Source organism: Nocardioides sp. WS12 (genome assembly GCF_014108865.1).
In the GTDB taxonomy this organism is placed as follows: domain Bacteria; phylum Actinomycetota; class Actinomycetes; order Propionibacteriales; family Nocardioidaceae; genus Nocardioides.
In genome coordinates this window covers 4,040,122-4,063,403 of record NZ_CP053928.1, presented here as the reverse complement: position 1 = coordinate 4,063,403, position 23,282 = coordinate 4,040,122, and the positions used below count along the sequence as shown (strand labels likewise).

Sequence of the window (23,282 nt, the reverse complement as noted above, 5' to 3'; positions counted from 1 at the left end):
CTCACCCACGATCTGATCCGAGGGAGGATCCCCATGGCTTTCACTGCTGCTGATGTCAAGAAGCTCCGCGAGCTCACCAGCGCCGGGATGATGGACTGCAAGAAGGCGCTCGACGAGACCGACGGCGACTTCGACAAGGCCGTCGAGCTGCTCCGCGTCAAGGGTGCCGCCAAGGCTGCCGCCCGTGGCGCCGAGCGCGAGGCCTCTGCCGGCCTGGTTGCCAACGCCGGTGGCGCGCTCATCGAGCTGAAGTCGGAAACCGACTTCGTCGCGAAGAACGAAGACTTCATCGCTGCCGCCCAGCAGATCGCCGAGGCGATCAACGCGGGCAAGGCCACCGACACGGAGGCCGCCAAGGCCCTGCCGCTCGGTGACAGCACCGTCGGCCAGGTGGTCGAGGGCCTCGCCATCACCATCGGCGAGAAGATCGAGCTCGGCCAGGTCGCGTACTTCGACGGCCCGGTTGCGGTCTACCTGCACAAGCGCTCCGCCGACCTGCCGCCCGCCGTGGGCGTCATGGTTGCCTACGAAGGCGACGAGGCTGCCGCCCGCGGCGCCGCGATGCAGGTTGCTGCCCTCAAGGCGCAGTACCTCACGCGTGACGAGGTCCCGGCCGACGTCGTCGCCGCCGAGAAGAACGTCCTCACCAAGAAGACGATCGAGGAGGGCAAGCCCGAGGCTGCCGTCGCGAAGATCGTCGAAGGCCGCATCGGCGGCTTCTTCAAGGAGATCGTCCTGCTCGAGCAGGAGTCGGTTTCGGAGTCGAAGAAGACCGTGAAGGCCGTCCTCGACGCTTCCGGCACCACCGTGTCGCGGTTCGCCCGCTTCGAGGTTGGCGCCTGACGCAGATCCACCCCGAACGGCCGGTCCCCACGCATCGTGGAGGCCGGCCGTTCGTGCGTTTTGTTGAGCGGGCGTTAAGTCGTGGGGGTAGGTTTGCGCTCGCCGGCAGCGGACATCGTCGGTGACGTGCGTGCGCACCAGTGCAGGCGCTTTCGGATCGGTTGAAGGAGAGCTTCAGTGGGACTCATTCAGGCTGCGATCGGCGCCATCGGCGGCACCCTCGGTGACCAGTGGCTCGACTTCTACGGCGTTCCGGACGGCATCGGCTCGACGGTGGCGATCTTCCCCGCCGTGGCCAAGGGTCAGAACGCCGGCCGCGGCAGCAACACCAGCGGATCCGAAGGCGTCATCACCAACGGCTCCAAGATCATCGTGCCCGAGGGCTACGGCCTGGTCCTGCTCGAGGACGGCGCCTTCACCGGGTTCGCCGCCGAGCCCGGCGCCTACATCTGGAACTCCGAGGACCCTGCCTCGAGTTCGGTGTTCTCCGGCGGCGGACTGGTCGACTCCCTGATCAAGCAGAGCTGGGAGCGGTTCAAGTTCGGCGGTCGTCCCTCGGCCCAGCAGTCCGCCGTGTTCGTGACGCTCAAGGAACTGCCCAACAACAAGTTCGGCACCCAGTCGGAGATCTACTGGGACGACTCCTTCCTCAACACCCAGGTCGGCGCGATCACCCGAGGCACCTACACCCTCAAGATCACCGACCCGCTCACCTTCATCCGCAACTTCGTGCCGGCCGAGGTCATCAGCGGACACGCGACCTTCGACTTCACCGACATCGACAACCCCGCGGGCGAGCAGCTGTTCAACGAGGTCGTCGGCTCCCTGGCGCCCGCGTTCTCGATGTACACCAACGACCCCGCCAAGGGGAACCGGATCACCAAGCTGCAGCAGGACTCGATCGGGTTCGCCCAGTCGCTGTCCGCGGCGGTCGAGGCGAACTACCAGTGGCGGTCCGACCGCGGTATCGAGATCGTGAAGACGGCGATCATCTCCATCGAGTACGACGCCAACACCCGCGAGCTGCTCAAGAACGTCCAGCGTGCTGACGCCCTGTCCGGCTCTCGCGGCAACGCGAACCTGCAGGCCTCCGTTGCGGCCGGTATCGAATCGGCCGGTGAGAACGCCGGCCCTGGTGGCCTGATCGGCATGGGCATGGCGACCGGTGGCATGGGCCTCGGCGGCCTGCAGCAGCCGGTTGCACCCGCGGCTCCGGCTCCGGCTCCGGCTGCTCCCGCCGCTGCTCCGGCTGCTCCCGCCGCGGACGACGCGATGACCGTCCTCAAGCGCGCCAAGGAGATGCTCGACGCTGGCCTGATCACCCAGGCCGACTACGACGCGGCAAAGGCGAAGGCACTCGGGCTCTGACATGGCCGAGGAGTCTGGGGATCCACAGCAGCCCACCTTCGACGGGCCCCCGTTGTCGCTGGAGGAGGAGCTCGCCGCAGCAAAGGCCGAGCCCGAGGCGGGGCCGAGCATCGAGACCGTCAACGAGTCCCTCAAGGACGGCCTCAACCGGTGCCCGAAGTGCGGGTCGACCGACGTCAAGTTGCGCGGGTCGACCGGGAATCTGGTCTGCCTCTTCTGCCGCAACGAGTGGCACGAGGCGCGGGTCGAGGAGGAGTTCGGCCTCGGTGAAGGCATTGACACGCTCGAGGGCACGGTCATCGCCAGCGGCGCGGAGGAGATCCTCGCCGATGCCGCGGACGTGCTCACCTTCAAGTGCGAGTCCTGTGGCGCCGAGGTGGTCGTCGACACCGCGCACGCGCTCAACGCGCGCTGTCACTGGTGCCGCCACACGCTCAACGTCAACCAGCAGATCCCCAACGGGGCGGTGCCCGATGCCGTCCTGCCCTTCAAGTTGACGAAGGACCAGGCGGTCGAGGCGATCCGCGGATTCGCCTCCAAGCGCCGGCTCTTCGCGCACCGCCAGTTCAAGAAGGAGTTCGTGCCCGAGAACGTCCTCGGCGTCTACCTTCCCTACCTGGTGATCGATGCCCGCGCCGAGTCCCAGTACTGGGGCAGGGGGGAGGTCCAGACCCGGCGCTGGACCGAGAAGCAGGGCGACAACACGGTGACCTACTACGCCGCCGACGTCTACCAGGTGTCGCGGCAGGTCAACTTCACGGTTGACGACCTCACCGTCGAAGGTGCCTCCGAGCGCGCCGACTTCAGCGGCGCCAAGACCAACAACATCATCAACACGATCCTGCCGTTCGACACGAAGAATGCGGTCAAGTGGAACGCGAACTATCTCGTGGGCTTCACCAGCGAGAAGCGCGACCGCAACGTCGAGGGACTGCAACCGGTCCTCGAGGACCAGTTGCTCTCGATCGGTCGGTCCCAGGTGAGCGGCTCGCTGGGCAAGTTCGACCGCGGCGTGCGCTGGGAGCAGGAGAAGGTCGACGTGGGCGGGTCTCGCTGGGTGTCGATGTATCTCCCGGTGTGGCTCTACTCCTACCAGCAGGAGAGCAACGGGATCCTGCACTACATCGCGGTCAACGCGAGGACGGGTGAGACCATGGGCAGCATTCCGGTGTCGCAACCGAAGTTGCTGCTGGCCGCCTTCACGGTGGGCACCTTCCTCGAGGGCATCGCTGGCGCATTCCTGGTGGCGACAGCATGAGCATCGACGTGATCGCGGCGTTGGCCCAGGTCGTCCCCGTCCTGGTGCAGGCCTCCAGCGACGACGGTGCCCTCTGGCTGCTCGCTGCGGGACCGGCTGGTGGTGCGGCGACGTACTGGGCCTTCTTCCGTTACTACCGCAACACCGACAAGTCCCATGAGTTCGAGCGCGACACGATCATCGCGGCGCAGCCGGTGCAAGGTGGCGAGCAGATCGTGGACACGATCGAGCGCACACGTGACTCGAACATCGACGGCGACAACAGCCGAAAGCATCGTGGGCGGGTGCAAAGGGTCCGTTGACCCGCCGACACGGTAACCTCGGCAGCGCTCCCTGCAGGTGGGGACGCATGACGTGGCGATCGAGAAGGAAGGACCCAGGTGGCCGGCTACAAGCGAGTCCTCCTCAAGCTCTCCGGTGAGGTTTTCGGCGGTGGCAAGGTCGGGGTCGATCCCGATGTGGTCCAGGCGATTGCCCATGAGATCAAGGCAGTCGTCGATGCGGGCGTGCAGATCGCCATCGTCACCGGCGGCGGCAACTTCTTCCGCGGCGCCGAGCTCCAGCAGCGCGGCATGGACCGCGTCCGCGCCGACTACATGGGCATGCTCGGCATCGTGATGAACTGCCTCGCGCTCCAGGACTTCCTCGAGAAGGCCGGCGTCGAGACCCGTGTGCAGACCGCCATCACGATGGGCCAGGTCGCCGAGCCGTACATCCCGCGCCGTGCCATAAGGCACATGGAAAAGGGCCGCGTCGTGATCTTCGGCGCCGGCATGGGCATGCCCTACTTCTCCACCGACACGGTGGCAGTCCAGCGTGCGCTCGAGAGCAAGTGCGACGTCGTACTCGTGGCCAAGAACGGTGTCGACGGGGTCTACTCTGCCGACCCGAAGGTGGACCCGACGGCGACGAAGTACGACGAACTCACCTATGACGTGGCCATCGCAGAAGGCCTGCGCATCATGGACCAGACCGCTTTCGCCCTCTGCGGCGAGAACAAGCTCCCGATGATCGTCTTCGGCATGGAGCCGGAAGGCAACATCCTGCGCGTCGTGCAGGGTGAGAAGATCGGTACCCGGGTCAGCGCAGGATGATGCGCGGAACGATGCGCAGAATGATGAAGGAGAACCGGTGATCAACGACACCCTCAACGAGGCCGACCAGAAGATGGGCAAGTCGGTCGACGCGACCCGCGAGGAGTTCGCAGCGATCCGCGCCGGTCGTGCGCACCCGAGCATGTTCTCGAAGATCATGGTCGACTACTACGGCTCGCAGACCCCCATCCAGCAACTGGCGTCGTTCACCGCCCCCGAGGCGCGCATCATCATCGTCGCGCCCTTCGACGTGGGCGCGATCGGCAACGTGGAGCGCGCGATCCGCGACTCCGACCTGGGCGTGAACCCGTCCAGCGACGGCAAGCAGCTGCGCATCGTCTTCCCCGAGCTCACCGAGGAGCGCCGCAAGGAGTTCATCAAGCTCGCCAAGGAGAAGTCCGAGGGCGGCAAGATCGCCGTGCGTCAGGTCCGCCAGAAGGCCAAGCAGAACCTCGAGAAGCTCGAGAAGGACGGCGAAGTCGGCAAGGACGACGTCAACGGTGCCGAGAAGAAGCTCGACGGCCTCACCAAGAAGCACACCGAGGCGATCGACGAGCTGTTCAAGGCCAAGGAAGCCGAGCTGCTCGAGGTCTGAGACCTCGACCCTCGCCCTGACATGACCTCGACAACGCCGTCGACGGACCCTGCCCCCAAGAAGGACCATGGTCGCGCCGGCCGTGACCTGAAGGCCGCGGTGACCTCCGCCGTGGTGCTGCTCAGCGCCATCGCGGCCTCGCTGGCCTTCTGGAAGACGGCCTTCATGGTGATCGTGGCGATCGCCGTCGCGGTGGCTGTGTGGGAACTGCGCAAGGGCCTGCTCGCCAAGGACATCGACCTTCCCGAGCAGCCGCTCATCATCGGTGGCGTCACGATGGTGGTCGTCGCGTACTTCTGGGGCTCGGCCGCTCTGGTCACGGCGACTGCGGTCAGCGCGCTGGCCATCATGTTGTGGCTGCTGCGCCGGGGCATCGACGGCTACGTCCAGAACGCCACGGCTGCGGTCTTCGCACTGATCTACGTGCCGTTCCTCGGCTCGTTCGTCGCGCTGATGCTGGCGGAGGGCGGGCACACGGGCGGCGGCTTCGACGACGTCGGGGTCAAGGGCATCCTGACGTTCATCGGTGTCACCATCGCCTCCGACACCGGCGGCTACATCGCGGGTGTCCTGTTCGGCAAGCACCCCATGGCACCGGTGATCTCGCCGAAGAAGTCGTGGGAAGGCTTTGCCGGGTCCGCGATCGCCACGGTCGCTGCGGGCACCGCGCTGGTCGTCTACCTGCTCGAGGGCGACTGGTGGGTCGGCGTCTGCCTGGGCCTGATCGCGGTCGTGATGGCCACCCTCGGCGACCTGTGCGAGTCGGTCATCAAGCGCGACCTCGGCATCAAGGACATGAGCCAGGTGATCCCCGGCCACGGTGGCCTGATGGACCGCCTCGACTCACTGCTGGCCACGATCGCCCCGATCTGGCTGCTCCTGCACTACGGCGTGTTCACGCGCTAGTTCCGACCTCGCCGAGGGCAGCCATGGCTGCCCGCAGTTGGTCGTCGGTGAGGTACGGCGCCGGGCCGAACCTCAGGTGCGGACCGCGACTGTCGGTCAGCACCCCGCGCGTGGCCAGGGCTGCCTGCAGGGTCGCCGCCTCGGGAGCAAAGAGCGTGAGGAAGCCGCCGAAGCCGTCGGCGGGCGTTTCCCGGTCGCGGGTGACGACGTGGTCGGGCAGGTCGAGATCGTCGAAGGCCTGGGCCAGGAGGCCGCGCTGGTGCAGGGAGATCTCGCGCAGTCGCGGGGGCGTGAGCCCCTGTTCGGCGAAGAAGTCGAGGACCCGGCTCGCGCGATAGTGGCTGCTGGGGTCGTACGTCGACCCGGCGAAGCCCGCAGCACCGACCGCGTAGCTGACGGTGCCGGGCGCGGCATGCTCGAGGTCGCCGAACTCGGCGTACCACCCGGTGACCACCGGCCGCAGCCCCACGGCGTGGGCGGGGAGCCGGAGGAAGCAGTTGCCCTCGCCGAGCTGGAGGTACTTGTAGCCGCCACCCACGACCCAGGCGTGGGCCAGGCCCGCGGCGTCGAGGGACAGGGGGACCACGCCGAGCTGGTGGTAGGCGTCGACGAGCAGTTCGGCGCCGTGGCGCGCACAGGCGTCCGCGACGATGCGGAGGTCCGGTACAACCTGCGAGGTCTCGAAGAGCACCGAGGAGGCCACCACGGTCGCCGTACGGCGGTCCACGGCGGCGGCGAGCCGCTCGGAGAGTGTCGCGACGGGTTGGGTGGGGACCTTCACGACCTCGATGCCGGCTTCGGCCAGTCGGTCGAGCTGGCGGCGAGCGGAGTGGAACTCGCCGTCGGTCGTGACCACGCGAGGCCGGGCGCGCAGGTCGAGAGCGGAGAGGAAGCGCACGACGAGCTCGTGGGCGCTGGCGCCGAGCGCGATCTCCGCATTCGGGTCGCCGAGCAGCGACCGGACTCCGTCCCGCACCCGGTCAGCGCGGGCGAAGGCCCGCTCCCACTTCTGGTCCACCGCGAGGGCCGCGTCGTCGTACGCCTCCAGAAGACCCTCGCGAGCGACGTCGGGCCATGCTTGGTGGGAGTGGCCGGTCAGCAGCAGTCGGTCGGCGACGCGGAAGTGGGTGTAGTGCTGAGCGAGGGTCACATCTCGCTCCGGATCGCCCACAGGTCGGGGAAGAGCTGGTGCGTCACGGTGCTCCAGAGGTACGTCGCGCCCGACGAGCCGCCGGTGCCCATCTTGGCGCCGATGGTCCGCTCGACCATCTTGACGTGGCGGTAGCGCCACTCCTGGAGACCCTCGTCGAGGTCGACGAGCCGCTCGGCGACCTGTGCGGCGCCACCGTCGTCGGCGTACAGGGCCAGCAGCAGGGTCTGGACCTCCGCCGACGGCTCCCAGGGCGTGGAGAGGTCACGTTCGAGGGCGGCCGACGGGACGTCGTACCCCTGCGTGACGAGGTAGCGCAGGTACGAGTCGAACACCGACGGCCGCGACATCGCGGTGGCAATCCGCTCGCGACCGGCGCTGCCCTCGGGGTAGTGCTCGAACACGCGGCGGTCCCGGCGCCCCAGCGTCGCCTCGAGCTCACGGAACTGCTCCGACTGGAAGCCGCTGGAGGCGTCGAGGCGGCCACGGAAGCTGGTGAACTGGCGGGGTGTCATGGTCTCGAGGACGTCCACCTGGGCGACGGCCACCTTGAGGATCGCCAGCACCCGCCCGAGCGTGTGGAGGGACCGCGGCGTGTCCCCGTCCTCCAGCCGGTGCTGGAGTCCGGTGAGCTCGTGGAGCATCTGCTTGAACCACAGTTCGTAGACCTGGTGGATCACGATGAAGAGGAGCTCGTCGTGCTCGTCGGAGCGCGGTCGCTGGGCCGCGAGGACCTCGTCGAGGGCGAGATAGTGGCTGTACGTCAGTGACGGATGCGGTTCGTTCACGGGACCACTGTCACAGAGCGGTCAACCCCTCATCACTCGGTGGTGACGGTGACCCTCAGTCCGACGTCGTACCGCTCGGCGCCCGACGACATGGTTCCCGTCAGATCGAGGCCCTGGGTGCCGGACTGGCGGTTGCGCAGGACGCCGACGGCGCGCAGTTCCGGAGGCAAGGAGAGGGCTGCACCGAGATACCCGACGACCTCGGCCTCGTCGGTGATGAAGACCGTCGTCTCGCCGTCGACGAACTCCGCATCGCGCAGGCTGAGGTCGATCGGTGCGGTCCCGCGCGACTCCACGGTCAGCATGACGGGGCCGTCGGCGCCGGACTGCCGGGCAGAGAGGGCGGCCACGGCAACGGCGTCCCGCGCGACCTTGGAGCACTCGGACTGGAGCGAGCGCAGTGCAGCGCCGATCTCGTCCGTCGCGCCCCACAGCCCACGTCGTCCGCCGGCGCCGGTTGCCGACCACGCGGCCGCCGCGGGCGGGCGGCTGGCTGTGATGTCGGGCCACGCCGAGGTCGCCAGCGACTGGGCCAGGGCGAGCACGGAGCCGTCGATCGACCCCTGCCACCAACCCACCTCCGGATTCTCGGTGTCGCCGGGCCGTGCGTTCACGCGGCTGACGACACCGTCGTCGCCGAGCACGATGGTCTGGTGGACGGTCGAGGTGACGGTGAGGGTGAAGGTCAGCAGGACCTGGCTCATCGGGTGACCTTGGCAGTGAAGTTCTCTTCGTCGGCCTTCTTCAGCAGGGTGTTGAACTGGCCGACGACCGGGGCAATGAGATCGGAGCGGAACCCGGCCTGGCTGATGTCGTTGGAGCTCATCACCGAACTGCTGCTGTGCCGTACGTCGGTGCCCGCACCTCCCGTACCCGGGTTGATCTCGCCCACCTTCGGATCGTAGTTGGCCTTGTTCTGCTGCGCCTGCAGCATCGCGTGCAGCTTCGTGGCGATCGCAGTGACGTTGGGGTCCGGAGGCCCCTTGGCCGCCAGGGCGCCGGCCTTCATGCCGAGGGTGCTGCTCACCTCGGTCTCGATCTGGGCCTTGAGCTCGGAGAACTGCGCGTCGACCTTCTCCCGCACCGCACCGTCCACGAAGGCCAGGGCCGCCTTGTTGGCACTCACCTTCGCCGTCGAGTCGATCAGCCGCCGGAGGCGGATGTAGAGCTGGCCGGTGCCGTTGATCTTGGGGAAGATGCCGGCCGCGACCGCGGCGTCGACGGCGGCCGTGACCTGAGGGGTGACCACCGCAGGCGTGTACGCCGAATCGAGACCCTTCCCGGGTTCCGACCACCGCTTCGGGATCTCCTCGAGCTGTCCCAGCAGCGTCGTCGAGGGAGCGATCTTCGGCAACCCGGGACCACCGATCATGCTGTCGGCGAGCTGGGCCGCTTCCGACTTGCCGCCCCCGGTGGTTCCGAACTCCTTGACGTTCGCCGAAAAGCTGGTTCTGATCTTCACGTCGGAACCGTCGGCCCCCGTGGCCTTGAAGCTGCCGTTCATGGAGCGCTCCCAGTTCGAGAACGTCCCCAGCACCAGGTCCGCGAGGTACTTCGTCGAGGTCGCCGCGAGGGCATCCGTGGCCCGGGTCAGGTTCGACAGGTTCTGGCCCGTCTGGAAGTCGACGACGGACGCCAACTGGTGCTTCATCGACTTGGACATCAGGTGCGGCTCGATCTGGGACACGATGCCGGACCGCAGGCCGCTGTCGGCCCATGTGGTCCGTACGGCGCCGGTCAGCTGCTTGCGCAGGGTGGGGAACGACTTCGCGAACGTCTCCGCGATGGAGCCGATGTTGTCCGTCATCCTTGCCTCGATGACGGGCATCAGCGCGGCGGTGACCATCCGTCGTACGGTGTTCTGGTCCAGTTCCTTGTCGGCGGTCGCGGCGCCACCGCCCATCTTGTGCAGCATCTGGTGGGTCTGGTCGTCGCTGCGGAAGTACTCGTCCTGGAGACCGAGCAGGTGGCCATACTCGTGGGCAGATGTCTTGATCATGTCCAGCTTGGTGGAGTCGCCGTAGTTCTTCTTGGTGTTCATGTACCAGTGGCCCGAGTCCACGGGGTGCGCCCCGTCGCGATCGGCGTCGATGTTCGGACCGAACACCCGGATCGTGGCGTGGACGCCCTTGGCCGTGAGGGAGTACTCCGGCTGTGCGACGAACTTGAGCGGCAGGTTGATCGGGGTGGGCGGCGGCGCGGGAGCCGCCTTGCCGTCCGGCCCCGGTGGTCCGGCCTTCGGCACGGTCTTGCTGTTGAGGTCGAAGTGGTTCCACGCCGCGGTGATGCCCTTGACCTGGGCGCCGATGAAGGACCGGCGCTTGTCGCCTGCCGGGATCTCCTTGGGTGTGCCGATGTCCTGGGTGAAGGTCGGGTCCGGGATCCGCTTGCCGGCCTTGTCGAGCGCGATCCGGCCCTTCGTGTCCTTCATCCACTCGTTCTGGCCACGGTTCTGCTGGATGAACAGGATCTTGACGGTCACCAGGGCATGGTCGGCCTTGCGGTCGATCTCGTACTCGACGTTGGGGTTGTCGTTCGCATAGGGGGACGAGACGAATTGCTTGGCCGCGGCGGTCGGCGCCGTGGTGACGGAAGGGTCCTGCTCCGGGGGGTTCTCGTACAGCGTCTCGCCCGTGTCGGCGTACTTCACCGGCACCCGCTGGAGGACCTCACCGGATTTCGCGCCCATCCAGCTGGTCAGACGGGTGTTCCCGAGGTCCCTGCCGAGGCGTTGCATGGTGGTGGGGCCCATCGGTCCAGTGACCGGGGTCTGTTCCGGAGGTTGGAGGTGGGCCTTCGAACGCAGGTCGTCCTCGCGGTGGACGGGTTCCGCGCGGGTGGGTTCGGGTTCCCGTGCCCGCTCCCTCATGTCGGGGCCTGCTCCAGCCCCGCCGCCTTGCGCCACGACGCTTCGATCTGCGCCCGGGTGTCGTCGACGGGGGCGATGGTCGCGATCTTGCCGTTCTCGTCGACCACGATGCACTCGGTGAGCGCAGACAACTCGTCCAGACGAACTCGCACGCTCGCGGTCGGGCGGGGTTGCAGGTACTTGTCGCGGTAGGTGCACTTCCAGGCGTCGTAGTAGCGGCAGAACAGCGGGCGCTCAGGCTGCCCGTAGACACCGCAGCGCCCGTCGGTCAGGTGGCGGCAGGTGGTCTTGATCGCCAGGGACCACCCGGCATCCGACACGGACAACTCGACGCCCGGGAAGCCGAGGCAGAACTGGAAGAAGTCGAGCGAGCTCTTCGTGGTGGGGAATCCCTGGGCGAACTCGAGGGTCTCGCAGCAGGGAGCCGAGCAGGTGGAGCACGGGCTCGGGTTGTCGGCGAACGGCAGGAGGCGCCGATGGGCGGGCGTCGGGTCCTCGGCGCCGACGACCTCGGCCTGCCAGCGCTCGTAGGCGTGATCGGAGGGGACCGGTGTCGCTTCGTCCCACGGCACCTCGTCGCTCACGCTCGCGAGCGCGTTCACCAGCTCGTCCCAGTCCGGAATGCCGATGACGTTCCTCGCCTCGTCGAACTGGACCCGTTCGGTGATGAAGTCGAGACGCGCCCGGTCGACGAACACGAAGTCCTCGGTCACCGACTTCGTCATCGATCGCTTGTACCAGCACTGGTAGGGGCTGTAGTTCTGGCAGATGTTCGGCTGCTTGTCCGTGGCGTGGACCGTGCAAGCCATCCGCTCGGTGTCGAGGAAGCGGCATGGGTTGACGTAGTAGACGCTCCACTCGCCGACCCGGGTCACGCCGAGCCGGATTCGGTCGAAGTTGAGCAGGTAGGCGGCGTACGACAGGTCGCCGACGGTGCTGACGCTGAAGGTGTGCACCGGGAGGTGCGTGCAGCACGGGGAAGTGCTGCAGGTCGCGCAGGGCGATTCGAGTGCTTCGCCATAGCTCAGCGTGCGCGCAGAGGGATCCACGACGCCGGCCGCGATGCTCCGCCACGGAATGAACACGGGGGCCTGCGTCATGAGCTGACCGCCCACCACGACATGGCGAAAATCTAGGCCGGGAGCGACCTGCGTCGCGACGACCGGGCGGCGGACGATCGGGCGCCCTGCATTGCCCCTTCGGGCAGTTGGGCGCCATGTGGTCGGCACCGATACGATCGCTCAGACATGGATGAGGCAGATCAGGCGCGCGACGCCGGCACCCAGGCGGAGGACCGCTCGCGGCGACCCGACTGGTTCCACCGCGGGCATCCGGTGTTCTTCCCGCTCGCGGGCTTCTTCACCGGCATGGTCTCGATCATCGTGGTCCCGGGCCTGTACGCCGCCGTCCTCCGCTGGCTGGTGGGCTACCACCGCGCCGAGGAACTCTTCCCCTTCGTGCTGCTGCTCCTGGTGGTCCCCATCGGGCTGCTCGTGCCCCGCCACACCCGCCGCTTTGCGCGCTACATGCTGCTCGGCACCCTGGCGACCCTCATCGTCGCCGTCGGGGTGGCTGGCGCCGTGTTGTGGTTCCTGCTCAAGCGCGACGCCTGACCCCTCCCGGTCGCCTGATCTGACGTTTCGGCATCCGTCGGCGCAGGTGGGACAATCGATCCACCATGACCGACCAGCCCGAGTCCGGCCCCCGCCCCCTTCCCCTCGTCTTCGACGAGCCGCGCGGGCGCAAGAAGCCGCCGCAGCACCTGGCTGACCTCGATCCCGCCGGGCGCAAGGCGCTGCTGGTCGAGATGGGCCTCCCGGGCTTCCGCGCCAAGCAGGTCGCCACGCACTACTTCTCGCGGCTCGCGGACGACCCGGAGCAGATGACCGACCTGCCGGCCGCCCAGCGCGCCGAATTGGTCGCGGCCCTGCTGCCCGACCTGATGACGCCGCTGCGCACCCTCGAAGCCGACAAGGGCACGACCCGCAAGACGCTCTGGAAGCTCTTCGACGGGTCCCTCGTGGAATCCGTGCTGATGCGGTACCCGGGCCGCGTGACCATGTGTGTCTCGAGCCAGGCCGGCTGCGGCATGGCCTGCCCGTTCTGCGCCACCGGCCAGGGCGGCCTCCAGCGCAACATGTCAACCGCCGAGATCGTCGAGCAGGTGCTCGCCGGGGCGCGTTCGCTGGAGCGTGACGAGGTGCCCGGCGGCAAGGGTCGCGTCAACAACGTCGTCTTCATGGGCATGGGCGAGCCGATGGCCAATTACAAGGCTGTCATCGGCGCCGTACGACGCCTCACCGAGCCCGCCCCCGACGGCTACGGCATGTCGGCGCGGGGCATCACCGTCTCCACCGTCGGCCTCGTGCCGCGGATGAAGCAGCTCGCCGACGAAGGCATCCCGGTCACGCTCGCGCTCAGCCTGCACGCGCCGGACGACGAGCTGCGCAACACGCTGGTCCCGATCAACACCCGGTTCTCCGTGGCGGAGACGGTCGACGCCGCCTACGAGTACTTCGTGAAGACCAAGCGTCGCGTCTCGATCGAGTACGCCATGATGCGCGAGATCAACGACCAGGCCTGGCGCGCCGACCTGCTGGCCGACGTACTCAACGAGCGCGGCCACGGCTGGGTCCACGTCAACCTGATCCCGCTCAACCCCACGCCGGGGTCCAAGTGGACCGCGTCCGACCCGAAGGACGAGCGTGAGTTCGTCCGCCGGCTCGAGGCCAAGGGCGTGCCGACGACGGTCCGCGACACCCGTGGCTCCGAGATCGACGGCGCCTGCGGTCAGCTCGCCGCAGTCGAGTAGGTCTCGAGACGGTCCGTCAGAGCGGGTTGCCCACCAGCAACTCGACGTTGCGGTCGTCTGCTGTACCCAGGCCACCGCTGTGGTCGTGCCAGTCGTTCGCCGCGAGCTCGCGGGCCAGGCCGGCCAGTTGGGTCGGGTTGTTGAGGTTCGCGTTCGACGCCGGGCCACTGTGGTCGACCATCGTCGTGAAGATCGACAGGGAGCCGTCGGTGTTGTCCGCGATCTCGATGATCCGGGCCTGCTGTGGCCAGTCGATGTGCGAGGCCGTGGTGATCTCCCACAGGCCACCGCCACCCGTGCGCACGCGCGGGGTGATCTTGTTGGTGTGGGTGTGGCCGTTGATCCACGCGATGACCTGCGGGTGCGAGAGCAGCGTGGTGAGCACCGTCCCGCCGGTGACGCGCGGCTCGAGGCTGCCGCCGGTGGCGACGAGCGGGTTGCCCATGGTGTCGGACGTGTGGTGGCTGAAGACCATCACGATCTTGTCGGCCGAGGCGGCCAGCAGGTTCGAGAGCCAGGTGAACTGCGTCTTGTCGAGGGAGCCGTCGGCGTACCCGTTGGGGTTGACGGTGTCCATGACGATGAAGCGGAAGTTGCCCTGGTCGAACGAGTAGTACGCCGTGCCCTGTTGCCGGTTCGTCGTCGTGAAGCCGTGGCCGAACGGGGCGCCGCCCATCGAGAAGTGCTGCTCGACGACCTGCTTGCGCGTCAGCAGGCGACGGTTGAGGTCGGGGGTGACGACGCGGATGCCCGCGTTGGTGACGCCGGAGAGCAGGTTCGTGATCACCGCAGCCGGGTCGCTCATCAGGTTGTCGAGGACCTCGGCCGGGTTGATCCCGGTCGGCGGCGACACGACCTTGAGCGTGCCGAGGGCGAGCAGGTTGAGTTGGAGGGTGCTGGTGGGGAAGTTGCCCTGGACGAGACCGTCGTGGTTACCGAAGACGGAGTACCACGGGATGTCGAGTCCCTCCGCCTGGAACGGGGCCCGGGCAGCGGTGAGCAGGCCCGGAACGACCGGGAAGCCGTACTCCTTGCGCGGGCGGTCGACCGGCTTGCCGGCGGGTGCGCCTTCCGGGTGCCAATAGGCAGTGTCGTACGTCAGGGCGTTGCCATCGGCGACGCCTTCGTACCGCGTCAGGTTGCCGGAGTCGAAGCGGACCTGACCACCGTTGAGGACGCCGATGTTCCAGCGGACCTCGTTGAGCTGGGAGTTGTCCGAGTTGTCACCGGTCTGGATGGCCAGCGCGAGCGACTTGCCCGTGACGGGGCCGCTCGCGACCTGGTTGATCGCGCGGACCATGGAGTCGGCGACCTGGCCGGTCAGCATCTCCTGAGGGCGGTACGACGACGAGAGGAGCCCCGTCGCGACCGGTGAGCCCGGGTCCTCGAGCCGGTCGACCCACTCCAGCCGCAGCGGCGACTGGGCGTCGACGATGTGGACGTCGCTGAGCTGGACGAACGCGAGCAGGCCTTGGCGCGCGGCCGCGCGACCGTCGCCGGCAGCGACGCCGAGCGCGGTGCGGGTGCCGTGGGGCTCACCGGCGACGGCGAGCACCTTGCGGTAGCCGAGCGCGTTGGGTGCACCGGTCGTGAACGTCTGCTGGAGCGTCGCAGCAGCGTTCTCGACGGGGGCAGAGGCGGCGGCCGTGGTCGCGGCTGAGGCCGCGCCTCCCCGCATCACTCCGGGCAGCGCGGTGGCGGCTGCGGCGAGCCCTCCGGCGGCGATGGTTTGGCGGATCAGGTTACGGCGAGAGATCTCCACGGGACTCAAACGACGTGGGGGTGACCGGGGTCACGTCGTCTTCAGTCGTTCATGAGGCGGTTGCCGGACACTCTCGCGCCTGTAGGCGTGTGTTGCGGAAGATTCTTTACCGTCCGAGCCATGAACAAGCTGCGCGTGATGGTGGTGGCCGAGTCGTTCCTTCCACAGATCAACGGTGTCACGAACTCCGTGCGCCGGGTGCTCGAGCACCTCTCCGCCCAGGGGCATGAGGCCGAACTGGTCGCCCCGACCGGCCCCGACACGTACGCCGGCTTTCGGCTGCGCCGCGCCCGCGGTGCGAACCTGCCGTTCTACCCCGACTTCCGGGTGGGCCTCGAGACGCGTCGCCGCCTGCGGGCGATGATGCTGCAGTACGGACCCGATGTCGTCCACATCGCCTCGCCGGCCACCCTCGGCTACCAGGCCGCGCGCGCCGCGGAGGAGCTCGGGATCCCGACCGTCGCGATCTACCAGACCGACCTCGTCGGCTTCGCCGAGCGGTACGACGTCCCGGGCGGGGTCCGTGCGGCAGCCAGCCTGACCCGCCGGATCCACCACCACGTCGACCGCACCCTCGCGCCGTCGACCGCCAGCATCGCCCAACTGGAGGAACTCGGTGTCCCGGCCGTGCACCGCTGGGGCCGCGGCGTCGACCTGGCCGCCTTCCACCCGCGTCACCGCGACGGTGCGCTGCGCCGCCTGCTCGCTCCCGAAGGCCAGTTGCTCGTCGGCTACGTGGGTCGCCTCGCTGCCGAGAAGGAACTGGACCTGCTCACGCACATCGCCGACGACCCCCGCTACCAGTTGGTGCTGGTGGGCGGCGGCCCCGAGGAGCAGCGGCTGCGTGGTGTGTTCGGCAACCGAGCGACCTTCCTCGGGCTGCTGCACGGCGACGACCTGAGCCGGGCGTACGCCTCGCTTGACGTCTTCGTCCACACCGGTCGCTACGAGACCTACTGCCAGTCCGCACAGGAAGCGCTCGCCTCGGGCGTGCCGGTCGTGGCGCCCGCCCAGGGCGGTCCGGTCGACGTGATCGCCCACGGAGCGACCGGCCTGCTCTACCAGCCGGGCAACGGTGCCGACCTCGCCGCGTCCGTCGACCGCCTCGCGACCGACGGCGCGCTGCGACGGGCGATGGGTGTCACGGCCGTCCGCGCCGTCCAGGAGCGGTCGTGGTTCTCGATCAACGAGCAACTGCTCGGGCACTACCGCGCCGTGCTCAGCGAGCGGGTCGGTGCCCAGGTCGCCTAGCGACGAACAGGGCGGCTGCTTCGTCGATCGTCTCGACGAGGTGGATGTGCTGCTCCATCGGCCGGCCGCGCGCCAGCGCCTGGAGCAGCGGCCACGCCGGCAGGTCCTCGGTCCAGTACCGCCGCCCGACCAGCACCATCGGTGCCACTGCGTCCTCGGCCGCGTAGTAGTTCTCGCAGGCGTCCTGGAAGATCTCCTGCACCGTGCCGCCCGCACCCGGCAGGAACACGATGCCGGCGTCGCAGACCTGCAGCAGGATCGCCTCGCGCAGGGCGTTGCGGAAGTACTTCGCCACCGCGGTCGCGAACACGTTCGGTGGCTCATAGCCGTAGTGCCAGGTCGGCACGCCCAGCGTCGGCGCCGGATCGGGACACAGCTCGAGGGCCTGCCGGGCCGCGGTCGTCCACGCATCCACCGAAGGCAGGAACGACGGCACGGTCGCCACGGTGGCGAGCGCGGCCAGGAGGGCTTCGGTGGATCCGTGTGCGAACCGGCCGCCGAGGTTGGCCGCCTCCATCGCGCCCGGACCGCCGCCCGTGGCGATCACGTGCGTGCGACCGAGCAGGGCGCCGAGGCGAGCCGCGTCGTCGTACTCGGTGCTGCCGCGCTGGGCCGCGTGTCCGCCCATCACGCCGACCAGGGTCTGCTCCCGGACCCAGGTGGCGAGCGCGGTGTCGATCGCCTGGTCGTGGAGGACCTCGGCCAGGGCCTCGGCGGGGCCGGAGGTGGATCGCGCCCACAGGTCGGCACGGGCATCGAAGGACGCGGCGTAGGTGGGCTGGTCGAAGAGTTCGTCGGGGGAGTAGAGCGTCGTTCGCTCGAGGTCCAGGCCGGCGAGGTGGGCGCAGGCGACTGCCGAGGCATCGGCTTCGAGTTGGCGATCGGTGTCGGTCCGGGACGCGACGACGACGGACCGGGCGCGGGTGCTCCTCACGGGCGGTGACGCTACCGGTCCGAGGAGTGGACGTCGCCTGCTCAATAGTGGATTAACTAACTAGACTTTAGAGAGAAAGCCCACGCCGCCGACGGTGGCATCTCGACAGGAGTCAACGATGACCTATCGCCCCGAGACCCTCGCGGTCCACGCCGGCCAGGAAGAGGCCGATCCCGCGACCAACGCCCGCGCCGTCCCGATCTACCAGACGACGTCGTACGTCTTCAACGACACCGAGCATGCCGCGAACCTGTTCGCCCTGGCCGAGCCGGGCAACATCTACTCGCGGATCATGAACCCGACGCAGTCGGTCTTCGAAGATCGTGTCGCGCAACTCGAGGGTGGCGTCGGCGCCCTCGCGGTGGCATCCGGGTCCGCTGCGATCACCTACGCCGTGCTCAACCTGACCTACGCCGGCGACAACATCGTCGCGATCTCCACGCTCTACGGCGGCACCTACGCGCTGTTCGCCCACACGCTGCCCCAGTACGGCATCGAGGTGCGGTTCGTGAACCCGGAGAAGCCCGAGGACCTCGCGAAGCACGTCGACGAGAACACCAAACTGGTCTTTGCGGAGACGATCGGCAATCCGAAGATCAACGTCGTCGACACGCGGGCCTGGGCTGACGCGGCCCACGAGCACGGTCTGCCGCTCATCGTCGACAACACGGTGACGACGCCGTACCTCGAGCGCGTCTTCGACCACGGCGCCGACGTCGCGGTCCACTCCGCCACCAAGTACATCGGGGGGCACGGCACCTCGATCGGCGGCGTCATCGTCGACTCGGGCAACTTCGACTGGGCCGCACACTCAGAGCGGTTCCCCGGTCTGACGGGACCGGACAAGGCGTACCACGGCGTCGTGTGGACCGAGGCCGTCGGCAACCTCGCCTACATCATCCGGGCGCGCACGGTGCTGCTGCGCAACACGGGTGCTGCGATCGCCCCGCTCAACTCGTTCCTGTTCCTCCAGGGCCTCGAGACATTGCACCTTCGCCTCGAGCGACACAGCGCCAATGCATTGGCCGTGGCGCACTACCTCCAGGGACACGACGCCGTCGCGTGGGTGTCCTACCCGGGCCTCGAGGACAGCCCCTACAAGGCGCTCGCCGACCGCCTCTTCACCGGCAAGGGGTACGGCGGCCTCGTCTCCTTCGGGCTCAAGTCCGGACGTGACGGAGGCAAGCGCTTCATCGAGTCGGTGGAACTGTTCAGCCACCTCGTGAACATCGGCGATGCCAAGTCGCTGGCCGTCCACAACGCCACCACGACGCACTCCCAGCTGACGCCCGAGGAGCTCGAGGCGGCCGGTGTGACCGAGGACCTTGTCCGACTCTCGGTCGGCATCGAGAACATCGAGGACATCATCGCCGACCTCGAGCAGGCCCTGATCGCAGCGAAGTAGGGGCCGCGTGTCCGACTCTGTTGGCGTCGTTGCGACCCAGCGGGCCGTCCTCACGCAGGGCGGCCCGCTGGAGCTCGCGTCCGGGGAGATCCTTCCGGAGGTCGAGGTTGCGTTCGAGACGTACGGCGTCCTGTCGCCAGAGCGCGACAACGCGATCGTGGTGTGCCACGCGTTGACGGGGGACGCGCACGCCGCCGGCTGGCACGACGGTGCGCGCCGACCCGGCTGGTGGGACAACCTGATCGGCCCGGGCAAGGCGGTCGACACGAACCGGTTCTTCGTGATCTGCGCCAATCTCCTGGGCGGCTGCTCGGGCACGACCGGTCCGCTGTCAACGGATCCCCGGACCGGGTGGGCCTACGGTCCGGACTTCCCGTTGCTCGACATGGCGGACTTCGTGGCGGTCCACCGGCTGCTGCTGGACCATCTCGGGATCGACCGTCTCCACGCGGCTGTTGGTGGCTCGCTCGGGGGCATGCAGGTGCTCGAGTGGGCGCTCGAGGAGCCGGATCGGATCGACCGTGCCGTCCTCGTGGCGGCGAGTTCGCAACTGACGACCGAGAACATCGCGTTCTCCTCCGTCGCTCGCAGCGCGATCCTCGAGGACCCGGACTACCGCGAGGGGCGGTACGCCGACCACGGCGTCACGCCGCGCCACGGACTCAAGGTCGCCCGGATGCTGGCGCACATCACCTATGTCTCAGGGGCCTCGCTCGGTGCGAAGTTCGGTCACCTCCGGGACACCCATGGCAGCGGCAAGCGGCTGGCTGCAGATTTCGAGGTCGAGCAGTACCTCCAGCACCAGGGGGACAGCTTCCTCGAGCGATTCGACGCATTGTCCTATCTGCACCTGACCCGGCCGATGGACTACTTCGACCCGTTCGCGGACCACCCGGGAAGCCGCCCGGCGACGCGTTTTCGGCTGATCTCCTTCGACTCCGACTGGCGATTCCCGACGGCCCACTCGTTGCGGATCCGCGAACAGCTCGAAGCGCGCGGCGTCGCGGTCGACCACGTGGAGGTGGCCTCGCCGTGGGGGCATGACTCGTTCCTGCTCGAGCCCCCGGGATACCACGACTTGGTGCGCGCGCACCTCGCCTCAGGGCAGGTCGGGCGCCCAAGCCACGCCGTTGATGTGTGACCCGCCGTCGGCGTACAGGGTGTTGCCGGTCAGGTAACGACAGTCCTCGGAGGCCAGGAAGACCGCGATCGGTGCGATGTCGGCCAACGGATCGCCGAGCCGTCCCATCGGGTTGGCTGCCTCGGCGGTGGCGGCGATCTCGGGATGCGCTGCAGCCATCCGGTGGAAGGCCGCGCTCTTGGCGCCGGGGCAGATCGCGTTGACGACGACGCCGGTCGGCGCCCATTCCCGGGCAGCGGTCCGGGTCAGCGTGCGGAGCGCCTCCTTGGCGGAGTTGTACTCCAGGGTGCCCATGTGTGCGTTGACGCCGTTGAGGCTGCACATGTTGATGATGCGCCCCCAGCCGGCTGCCTTCATGTGCGGGAAGGCGGCTCGCATTGCCCAGAAGGGCCCGTAGTAGCCCATCGCGAAGCCGCGCTCGAGCATGGTGTCGGTCTTGTTCTCCACGCGGCCGACGTCGCCGGCGCCCCAGGCATTGTTGACGAGGACGTCGACCGACCCGAGTTCATCGACAGCGGTCGCGATCATGGCTTCGACCTGCACCCGGTCGGTGACGTCGACGCGCAGGAACAGGCCGTTGATCTCCCCGGCCAGTGCACATCCCTGGTCCTCGGACACGTCGGCGACCAGGACGCGGGCGCCCTCGGCCGCGTACGCCCGGGCGATGCCGGCCCCGATGCCGTCGGCGGCACCGGTGACGACGGCGACCCGGCCGTCGAGTCGCCCGTTGCCGGTGGGCTTCATGATCGGCCGGTCGAGGCGAGCAGGGTGCGGGTCTCGGCACTGCCGTCGAGTCCGCGGGTCGTGCGCCGGGTGGTGCGCCAGCCGTCCGACGTCCGGGTGAGCTCCCAGTGGTTCACGCCGATCCGCGCCGGGAACACGCGGTCCTTGTGGCGCACGAGCAGCACGGACTCGCAGACCGCGACGGCGGTGTCGCCGTCGACGGTCACGTGGGCGGGGCCGAGGAAGTGGCTGCAGCCGGCGCCGATGAGGCCCTGGTGGGCGTCGGAGCGCACCATCGCCTCGATCTCGGGCCGGTTGCCCATGTAGTACTCCTCGACGTCGTACACGCCGTCCTCGGTCCAGAGTGCGGCGACGCGCTCGGCCTCGCCGGCGTCGACGAGCGGTCCGTACGACGCGACGAGCTGGCTGATCGCCTGCTGGTCCTCGAGGAGCTGGAGGCGGGCCTCGAGTGCTTCGAGCCGGTCGGTCATCGGTTCTCCTCCAGTGCGGCGAGCGCTTCGAGCTGTTCGACGTAGTGGTCCGCCGAGGTGGCGGCGATCTGGACGTTGACGATGGTCGCGCCGGCATCGCGGGTGCGGTCGATGGCGCGGCGGGTGCGGTCGGCCTCACCGATCGGGTCGATCGGGCGCCCGGCGCCGAGGACGACCTCGAAGCCGTCCGGCAGGGGAGCCGCGTCGAGCATTTCCCGGAGCTTGTCGTGGGGCAGTCCGAACGGCACCCAGCCGGTACCGAGTTCGCGGGCCCGGCGCAGGCTGCGCGGGGTGAAGCCGCCGATCCAGAACGGCACCTGCTGCTGCACGGCGTGCGGGTCGATGACCAGGCCGTCGTACGTGAAGTGCGTGCCTTCGTACGACGGTCGTTCGCGCGACATCGAGGCGCGGAGAGCGGCCAGTGCGTCGTCGGCGATGGCGCCGCGGCCGGCGAACTCGCCACCGAGCAGGTCGAACTCCTCCTCGATGGAGCCGACGCCGAAGCCGAGGACCAGGCGGCCGTTGCTGATCAGGTCGAGGGTGCCGTAGCGCTTCGCGATGGCGAGTGGATGGTGGTAGCCCAGCACGAGGACCTGCGTCACGAGCCGGATGTTCGTCGTTCGCGCGGCCAGGAAGCTCAGCGTGGCCAGCGGGTCCCAGTAGGTCCCGCCGCGCTGCTCGGCGATCTCGACGGGCACGGCGACGTGCTCGGAGCAGGTGAGGTGGTCGAAGCCGAGACGGTCAGCGGCCTCGGCGATCCGCGCCAGTTCGTCGATGCCGGCCGTGCGTTCCCAGGGGGAGTGGAAGCCCGGGACGGCGGTGACGATCGGGCTGGTGATGCCCAGCAGCATGTGGACTCCTTCAGGGGGTACGGCCCCGTTGCGAGGTTGCCGTCCATCCAAGCCGACGCGGCTCCCGGGGAGGTCGGGCCGTCCCGGTCAGCGGCAGTAGAATGAATTTCAGAAATGGTCTTTTCAAGACCTGTGACGGGTGTTACCTTCAGAACTAGAATTCATTTCAGTTCTGAACCACGGAGGCAGATCATGTCGGCGCTGACGATCGAACGGACCGAGACGACCACCGAGCGGGAACTCCCGCCGTCGATGGTCGAACGGATGACCCTGATCCTCGACCTGTTCACCTCCCGCGAGTCCCGCGAGACGCTCGAGCAGATCGCCCGCACCACGGGCCTGCCGCGGTCGACCGCGCACCGCATCCTGGACCAGTTGGTCCGCCTCGAGTGGCTCGAGCACTCGGCACAGGGCTACGGCCTGGGGCGACGCTCGCTCGTCCTCGGCGGCGGCAGCGACGACCACAGTGACTTGCGGTCCGCGGCGTCGCCGTACCTCCACGACCTGCTGATCCGTACCGGTGCGGTCATCCACCTCGCCGTCCTCGACGGCGACCAGGTGCGCTACCTCGACAAGTTCGGTGGCCGCTTCGCCGCCACCGTCCCGTCGCGCGTCGGCGGTACGGCGCCCGCCCACTGCACCGGTCTCGGCAAGGCGATGCTCGCCTGGCTCGAACCGGAGTACGTCGACGAACTGGTCGGGGAGCAGATCCCCGTCCGCACGCCCGCCACCATCTCCGAGCTCGACGCCCTGCACCGCGAGCTCGGCCGGATCCGCGGCCGCGGTGGCCTCGCGCTCGAGCGCGGCGAGTGCTTCCCCGACATCGCCTGCGTTGCTGCCGCGATCCGTGGTCCGCGCGGCCCGGTCGGCGCCATCTCCGTCGTGGCCGCCGCCGGCACGGCTCTCGAGCGGGTCGCTCCGCTCGTCGTGGACGCGGTGCGTCGCATCGCCGCCGACCTGTACCCGGACATGCCGCAGCGCCCGGCCCACCGCAGTGGCCGTGCCGCGACGGTGACCCGGATCCGCAACGCTGGTTGAGCG

Annotated in this window: 23 protein-coding genes; 13 read left to right on the top strand and 10 right to left on the bottom strand. The window is 68.6% G+C overall.

Features of this window, described 5'->3' with window-relative positions:
- The first annotated feature begins 33 nt into the window (after positions 1–33).
- From tsf to HRC28_RS19630, 7 genes are all read left to right on the top strand, one after another.
- Positions 34–843, top strand: coding sequence for a translation elongation factor Ts (tsf, locus tag HRC28_RS19660; protein ID WP_182377092.1), 810 nt, complete (start codon positions 34–36; stop codon positions 841–843).
- 177 nt (positions 844–1,020) lie between these two features.
- The gene (locus HRC28_RS19655) at positions 1,021–2,211 is read left to right on the top strand and encodes an SPFH domain-containing protein (protein ID WP_182377091.1); all 1,191 of its coding nucleotides are present in this window, start codon (positions 1,021–1,023) and stop codon (positions 2,209–2,211) included.
- 1 nt (position 2,212) lies between these two features.
- Complete coding sequence (locus HRC28_RS19650; protein ID WP_182377090.1) at positions 2,213–3,469, top strand: TFIIB-type zinc ribbon-containing protein; 1,257 nt, start codon at positions 2,213–2,215, stop codon at positions 3,467–3,469.
- On the top strand, positions 3,466–3,771 hold the full coding sequence (locus HRC28_RS19645) for a hypothetical protein (RefSeq protein WP_182377089.1): 306 nt from the start codon (positions 3,466–3,468) through the stop codon (positions 3,769–3,771). Before HRC28_RS19650 ends, HRC28_RS19645 begins: the two co-directional genes overlap by 4 nt.
- A gap of 78 nt (positions 3,772–3,849) precedes the next feature.
- Positions 3,850–4,563, top strand: coding sequence for a UMP kinase (gene pyrH, locus HRC28_RS19640; RefSeq protein WP_182377088.1), 714 nt, complete (start codon positions 3,850–3,852; stop codon positions 4,561–4,563).
- Positions 4,564–4,603: 40 nt separating this feature from the next.
- Complete coding sequence (gene frr / locus HRC28_RS19635; RefSeq protein WP_202033447.1) at positions 4,604–5,158, top strand: ribosome recycling factor; 555 nt, start codon at positions 4,604–4,606, stop codon at positions 5,156–5,158.
- 21 nt (positions 5,159–5,179) lie between these two features.
- A complete protein-coding gene (locus tag HRC28_RS19630; RefSeq protein WP_182377086.1) occupies positions 5,180–6,064 on the top strand; it encodes a phosphatidate cytidylyltransferase in 885 nt (294 codons plus the stop codon).
- Here the strand turns inward: HRC28_RS19630 and HRC28_RS19625 are convergent.
- The 5 genes from HRC28_RS19625 to HRC28_RS19605 all read right to left on the bottom strand — a co-directional run bounded on the left by HRC28_RS19625 (position 6,054) and on the right by HRC28_RS19605 (position 11,971).
- Positions 6,054–7,214: an aminotransferase class V-fold PLP-dependent enzyme gene (locus HRC28_RS19625; protein ID WP_202033131.1), complete on the bottom strand. Its 1,161-nt coding sequence runs from the start codon at positions 7,212–7,214 to the stop codon at positions 6,054–6,056. The two genes, HRC28_RS19630 and HRC28_RS19625, sit on opposite strands and share 11 nt — an antisense overlap.
- Positions 7,211–8,002 (bottom strand): tryptophan 2,3-dioxygenase family protein, encoded by a 792-nt coding sequence (locus HRC28_RS19620; protein ID WP_182377084.1) that lies wholly within the window; start codon positions 8,000–8,002, stop codon positions 7,211–7,213. Before HRC28_RS19620 ends, HRC28_RS19625 begins: the two co-directional genes overlap by 4 nt.
- Before the next feature lie 32 nt (positions 8,003–8,034).
- Complete coding sequence (locus tag HRC28_RS19615) at positions 8,035–8,706, bottom strand: hypothetical protein (protein ID WP_182377083.1); 672 nt, start codon at positions 8,704–8,706, stop codon at positions 8,035–8,037.
- Complete coding sequence (locus HRC28_RS19610) at positions 8,703–10,754, bottom strand: hypothetical protein (RefSeq protein ID WP_182377082.1); 2,052 nt, start codon at positions 10,752–10,754, stop codon at positions 8,703–8,705. The genes HRC28_RS19615 and HRC28_RS19610 overlap by 4 nt, the downstream gene beginning before the upstream one ends.
- A gap of 113 nt (positions 10,755–10,867) precedes the next feature.
- Positions 10,868–11,971 (bottom strand): hypothetical protein, encoded by a 1,104-nt coding sequence (locus HRC28_RS19605; protein WP_182377081.1) that lies wholly within the window; start codon positions 11,969–11,971, stop codon positions 10,868–10,870.
- Positions 11,972–12,118: 147 nt separating this feature from the next.
- Between HRC28_RS19605 and HRC28_RS19600 the strand changes: the two genes are divergently transcribed.
- Both HRC28_RS19600 and rlmN read left to right on the top strand, forming a co-directional pair.
- Positions 12,119–12,484, top strand: a complete 366-nt coding sequence (locus HRC28_RS19600) for a hypothetical protein (RefSeq protein WP_182377080.1) — start codon at positions 12,119–12,121, stop codon at positions 12,482–12,484.
- 65 nt (positions 12,485–12,549) lie between these two features.
- A complete protein-coding gene (gene rlmN, locus HRC28_RS19595; protein WP_182377079.1) occupies positions 12,550–13,683 on the top strand; it encodes a 23S rRNA (adenine(2503)-C(2))-methyltransferase RlmN in 1,134 nt (377 codons plus the stop codon).
- Positions 13,684–13,699: 16 nt separating this feature from the next.
- On the opposite strand, the gene HRC28_RS19590 is transcribed toward rlmN, so the two are convergent.
- A complete protein-coding gene (locus tag HRC28_RS19590) occupies positions 13,700–15,445 on the bottom strand; it encodes a TIGR03767 family metallophosphoesterase (RefSeq protein WP_182377078.1) in 1,746 nt (581 codons plus the stop codon).
- A gap of 120 nt (positions 15,446–15,565) precedes the next feature.
- Between HRC28_RS19590 and HRC28_RS19585 the strand changes: the two genes are divergently transcribed.
- Complete coding sequence (locus tag HRC28_RS19585) at positions 15,566–16,696, top strand: glycosyltransferase family 1 protein (protein WP_182377077.1); 1,131 nt, start codon at positions 15,566–15,568, stop codon at positions 16,694–16,696.
- Here HRC28_RS19585 and HRC28_RS19580 read toward each other — a convergent pair.
- Complete coding sequence (locus HRC28_RS19580) at positions 16,665–17,630, bottom strand: Rossmann fold nucleotide-binding protein (protein ID WP_182377076.1); 966 nt, start codon at positions 17,628–17,630, stop codon at positions 16,665–16,667. The genes HRC28_RS19585 and HRC28_RS19580 overlap by 32 nt on opposite strands.
- 118 nt (positions 17,631–17,748) lie before the next feature.
- Here HRC28_RS19580 and HRC28_RS19575 point away from each other — a divergent pair, with 118 nt between their 5' ends.
- Together HRC28_RS19575 and HRC28_RS19570 are read left to right on the top strand one after the other, a co-directional pair.
- Positions 17,749–19,035: an O-acetylhomoserine aminocarboxypropyltransferase/cysteine synthase family protein gene (locus HRC28_RS19575; protein ID WP_182377075.1), complete on the top strand. Its 1,287-nt coding sequence runs from the start codon at positions 17,749–17,751 to the stop codon at positions 19,033–19,035.
- A gap of 7 nt (positions 19,036–19,042) precedes the next feature.
- A complete protein-coding gene (locus HRC28_RS19570) occupies positions 19,043–20,176 on the top strand; it encodes a homoserine O-acetyltransferase (RefSeq protein WP_182377074.1) in 1,134 nt (377 codons plus the stop codon).
- Here the strand turns inward: HRC28_RS19570 and HRC28_RS19565 are convergent.
- Genes HRC28_RS19565 through HRC28_RS19555 form a run of 3 tightly spaced genes read right to left on the bottom strand, consistent with a single transcriptional unit; the run spans position 20,135 to position 22,241 of the window.
- Entirely contained in the window at positions 20,135–20,920 is a 786-nt protein-coding gene (locus tag HRC28_RS19565; RefSeq protein WP_182377073.1) for an SDR family oxidoreductase, read from the bottom strand. The genes HRC28_RS19570 and HRC28_RS19565 overlap by 42 nt on opposite strands.
- Entirely contained in the window at positions 20,917–21,390 is a 474-nt protein-coding gene (locus HRC28_RS19560; RefSeq protein ID WP_182377072.1) for a nuclear transport factor 2 family protein, read from the bottom strand. Before HRC28_RS19560 ends, HRC28_RS19565 begins: the two co-directional genes overlap by 4 nt.
- Positions 21,387–22,241: a TIGR03619 family F420-dependent LLM class oxidoreductase gene (locus HRC28_RS19555; RefSeq protein ID WP_182377071.1), complete on the bottom strand. Its 855-nt coding sequence runs from the start codon at positions 22,239–22,241 to the stop codon at positions 21,387–21,389. Before HRC28_RS19555 ends, HRC28_RS19560 begins: the two co-directional genes overlap by 4 nt.
- A 192-nt stretch (positions 22,242–22,433) precedes the next feature.
- Between HRC28_RS19555 and HRC28_RS19550 the strand changes: the two genes are divergently transcribed.
- On the top strand, positions 22,434–23,279 hold the full coding sequence (locus tag HRC28_RS19550) for an IclR family transcriptional regulator (protein ID WP_202033130.1): 846 nt from the start codon (positions 22,434–22,436) through the stop codon (positions 23,277–23,279).
- The last annotated feature ends 3 nt before the right edge of the window (positions 23,280–23,282 follow it).

What these genes read in the sequence shown, in the direction of transcription:
- HRC28_RS19650 (WP_182377090.1), top strand. Translation starts at nt 2,213, where the DNA reads ATGGCCGAGGAGTCTGGGGATCCACAGCAGCCCACCTTCGACGGGCCC.
- HRC28_RS19560 (WP_182377072.1), bottom strand. Translation starts at nt 21,390, where the DNA reads ATGACCGACCGGCTCGAAGCACTCGAGGCCCGCCTCCAGCTCCTCGAG.
- HRC28_RS19645 (WP_182377089.1), top strand. Translation starts at nt 3,466, where the DNA reads ATGAGCATCGACGTGATCGCGGCGTTGGCCCAGGTCGTCCCCGTCCTG.
- tsf (WP_182377092.1), top strand. Translation starts at nt 34, where the DNA reads ATGGCTTTCACTGCTGCTGATGTCAAGAAGCTCCGCGAGCTCACCAGC.
- HRC28_RS19565 (WP_182377073.1), bottom strand. Translation starts at nt 20,920, where the DNA reads ATGAAGCCCACCGGCAACGGGCGACTCGACGGCCGGGTCGCCGTCGTC.
- HRC28_RS19585 (WP_182377077.1), top strand. Translation starts at nt 15,566, where the DNA reads ATGAACAAGCTGCGCGTGATGGTGGTGGCCGAGTCGTTCCTTCCACAG.
- HRC28_RS19550 (WP_202033130.1), top strand. Translation starts at nt 22,434, where the DNA reads ATGTCGGCGCTGACGATCGAACGGACCGAGACGACCACCGAGCGGGAA.
- HRC28_RS19630 (WP_182377086.1), top strand. Translation starts at nt 5,180, where the DNA reads ATGACCTCGACAACGCCGTCGACGGACCCTGCCCCCAAGAAGGACCAT.
- rlmN (WP_182377079.1), top strand. Translation starts at nt 12,550, where the DNA reads ATGACCGACCAGCCCGAGTCCGGCCCCCGCCCCCTTCCCCTCGTCTTC.
- HRC28_RS19555 (WP_182377071.1), bottom strand. Translation starts at nt 22,241, where the DNA reads ATGCTGCTGGGCATCACCAGCCCGATCGTCACCGCCGTCCCGGGCTTC.
- HRC28_RS19600 (WP_182377080.1), top strand. Translation starts at nt 12,119, where the DNA reads ATGGATGAGGCAGATCAGGCGCGCGACGCCGGCACCCAGGCGGAGGAC.
- HRC28_RS19575 (WP_182377075.1), top strand. Translation starts at nt 17,749, where the DNA reads ATGACCTATCGCCCCGAGACCCTCGCGGTCCACGCCGGCCAGGAAGAG.
- HRC28_RS19615 (WP_182377083.1), bottom strand. Translation starts at nt 8,706, where the DNA reads ATGAGCCAGGTCCTGCTGACCTTCACCCTCACCGTCACCTCGACCGTC.
- HRC28_RS19605 (WP_182377081.1), bottom strand. Translation starts at nt 11,971, where the DNA reads ATGACGCAGGCCCCCGTGTTCATTCCGTGGCGGAGCATCGCGGCCGGC.
- HRC28_RS19610 (WP_182377082.1), bottom strand. Translation starts at nt 10,754, where the DNA reads ATGGGCCCCACCACCATGCAACGCCTCGGCAGGGACCTCGGGAACACC.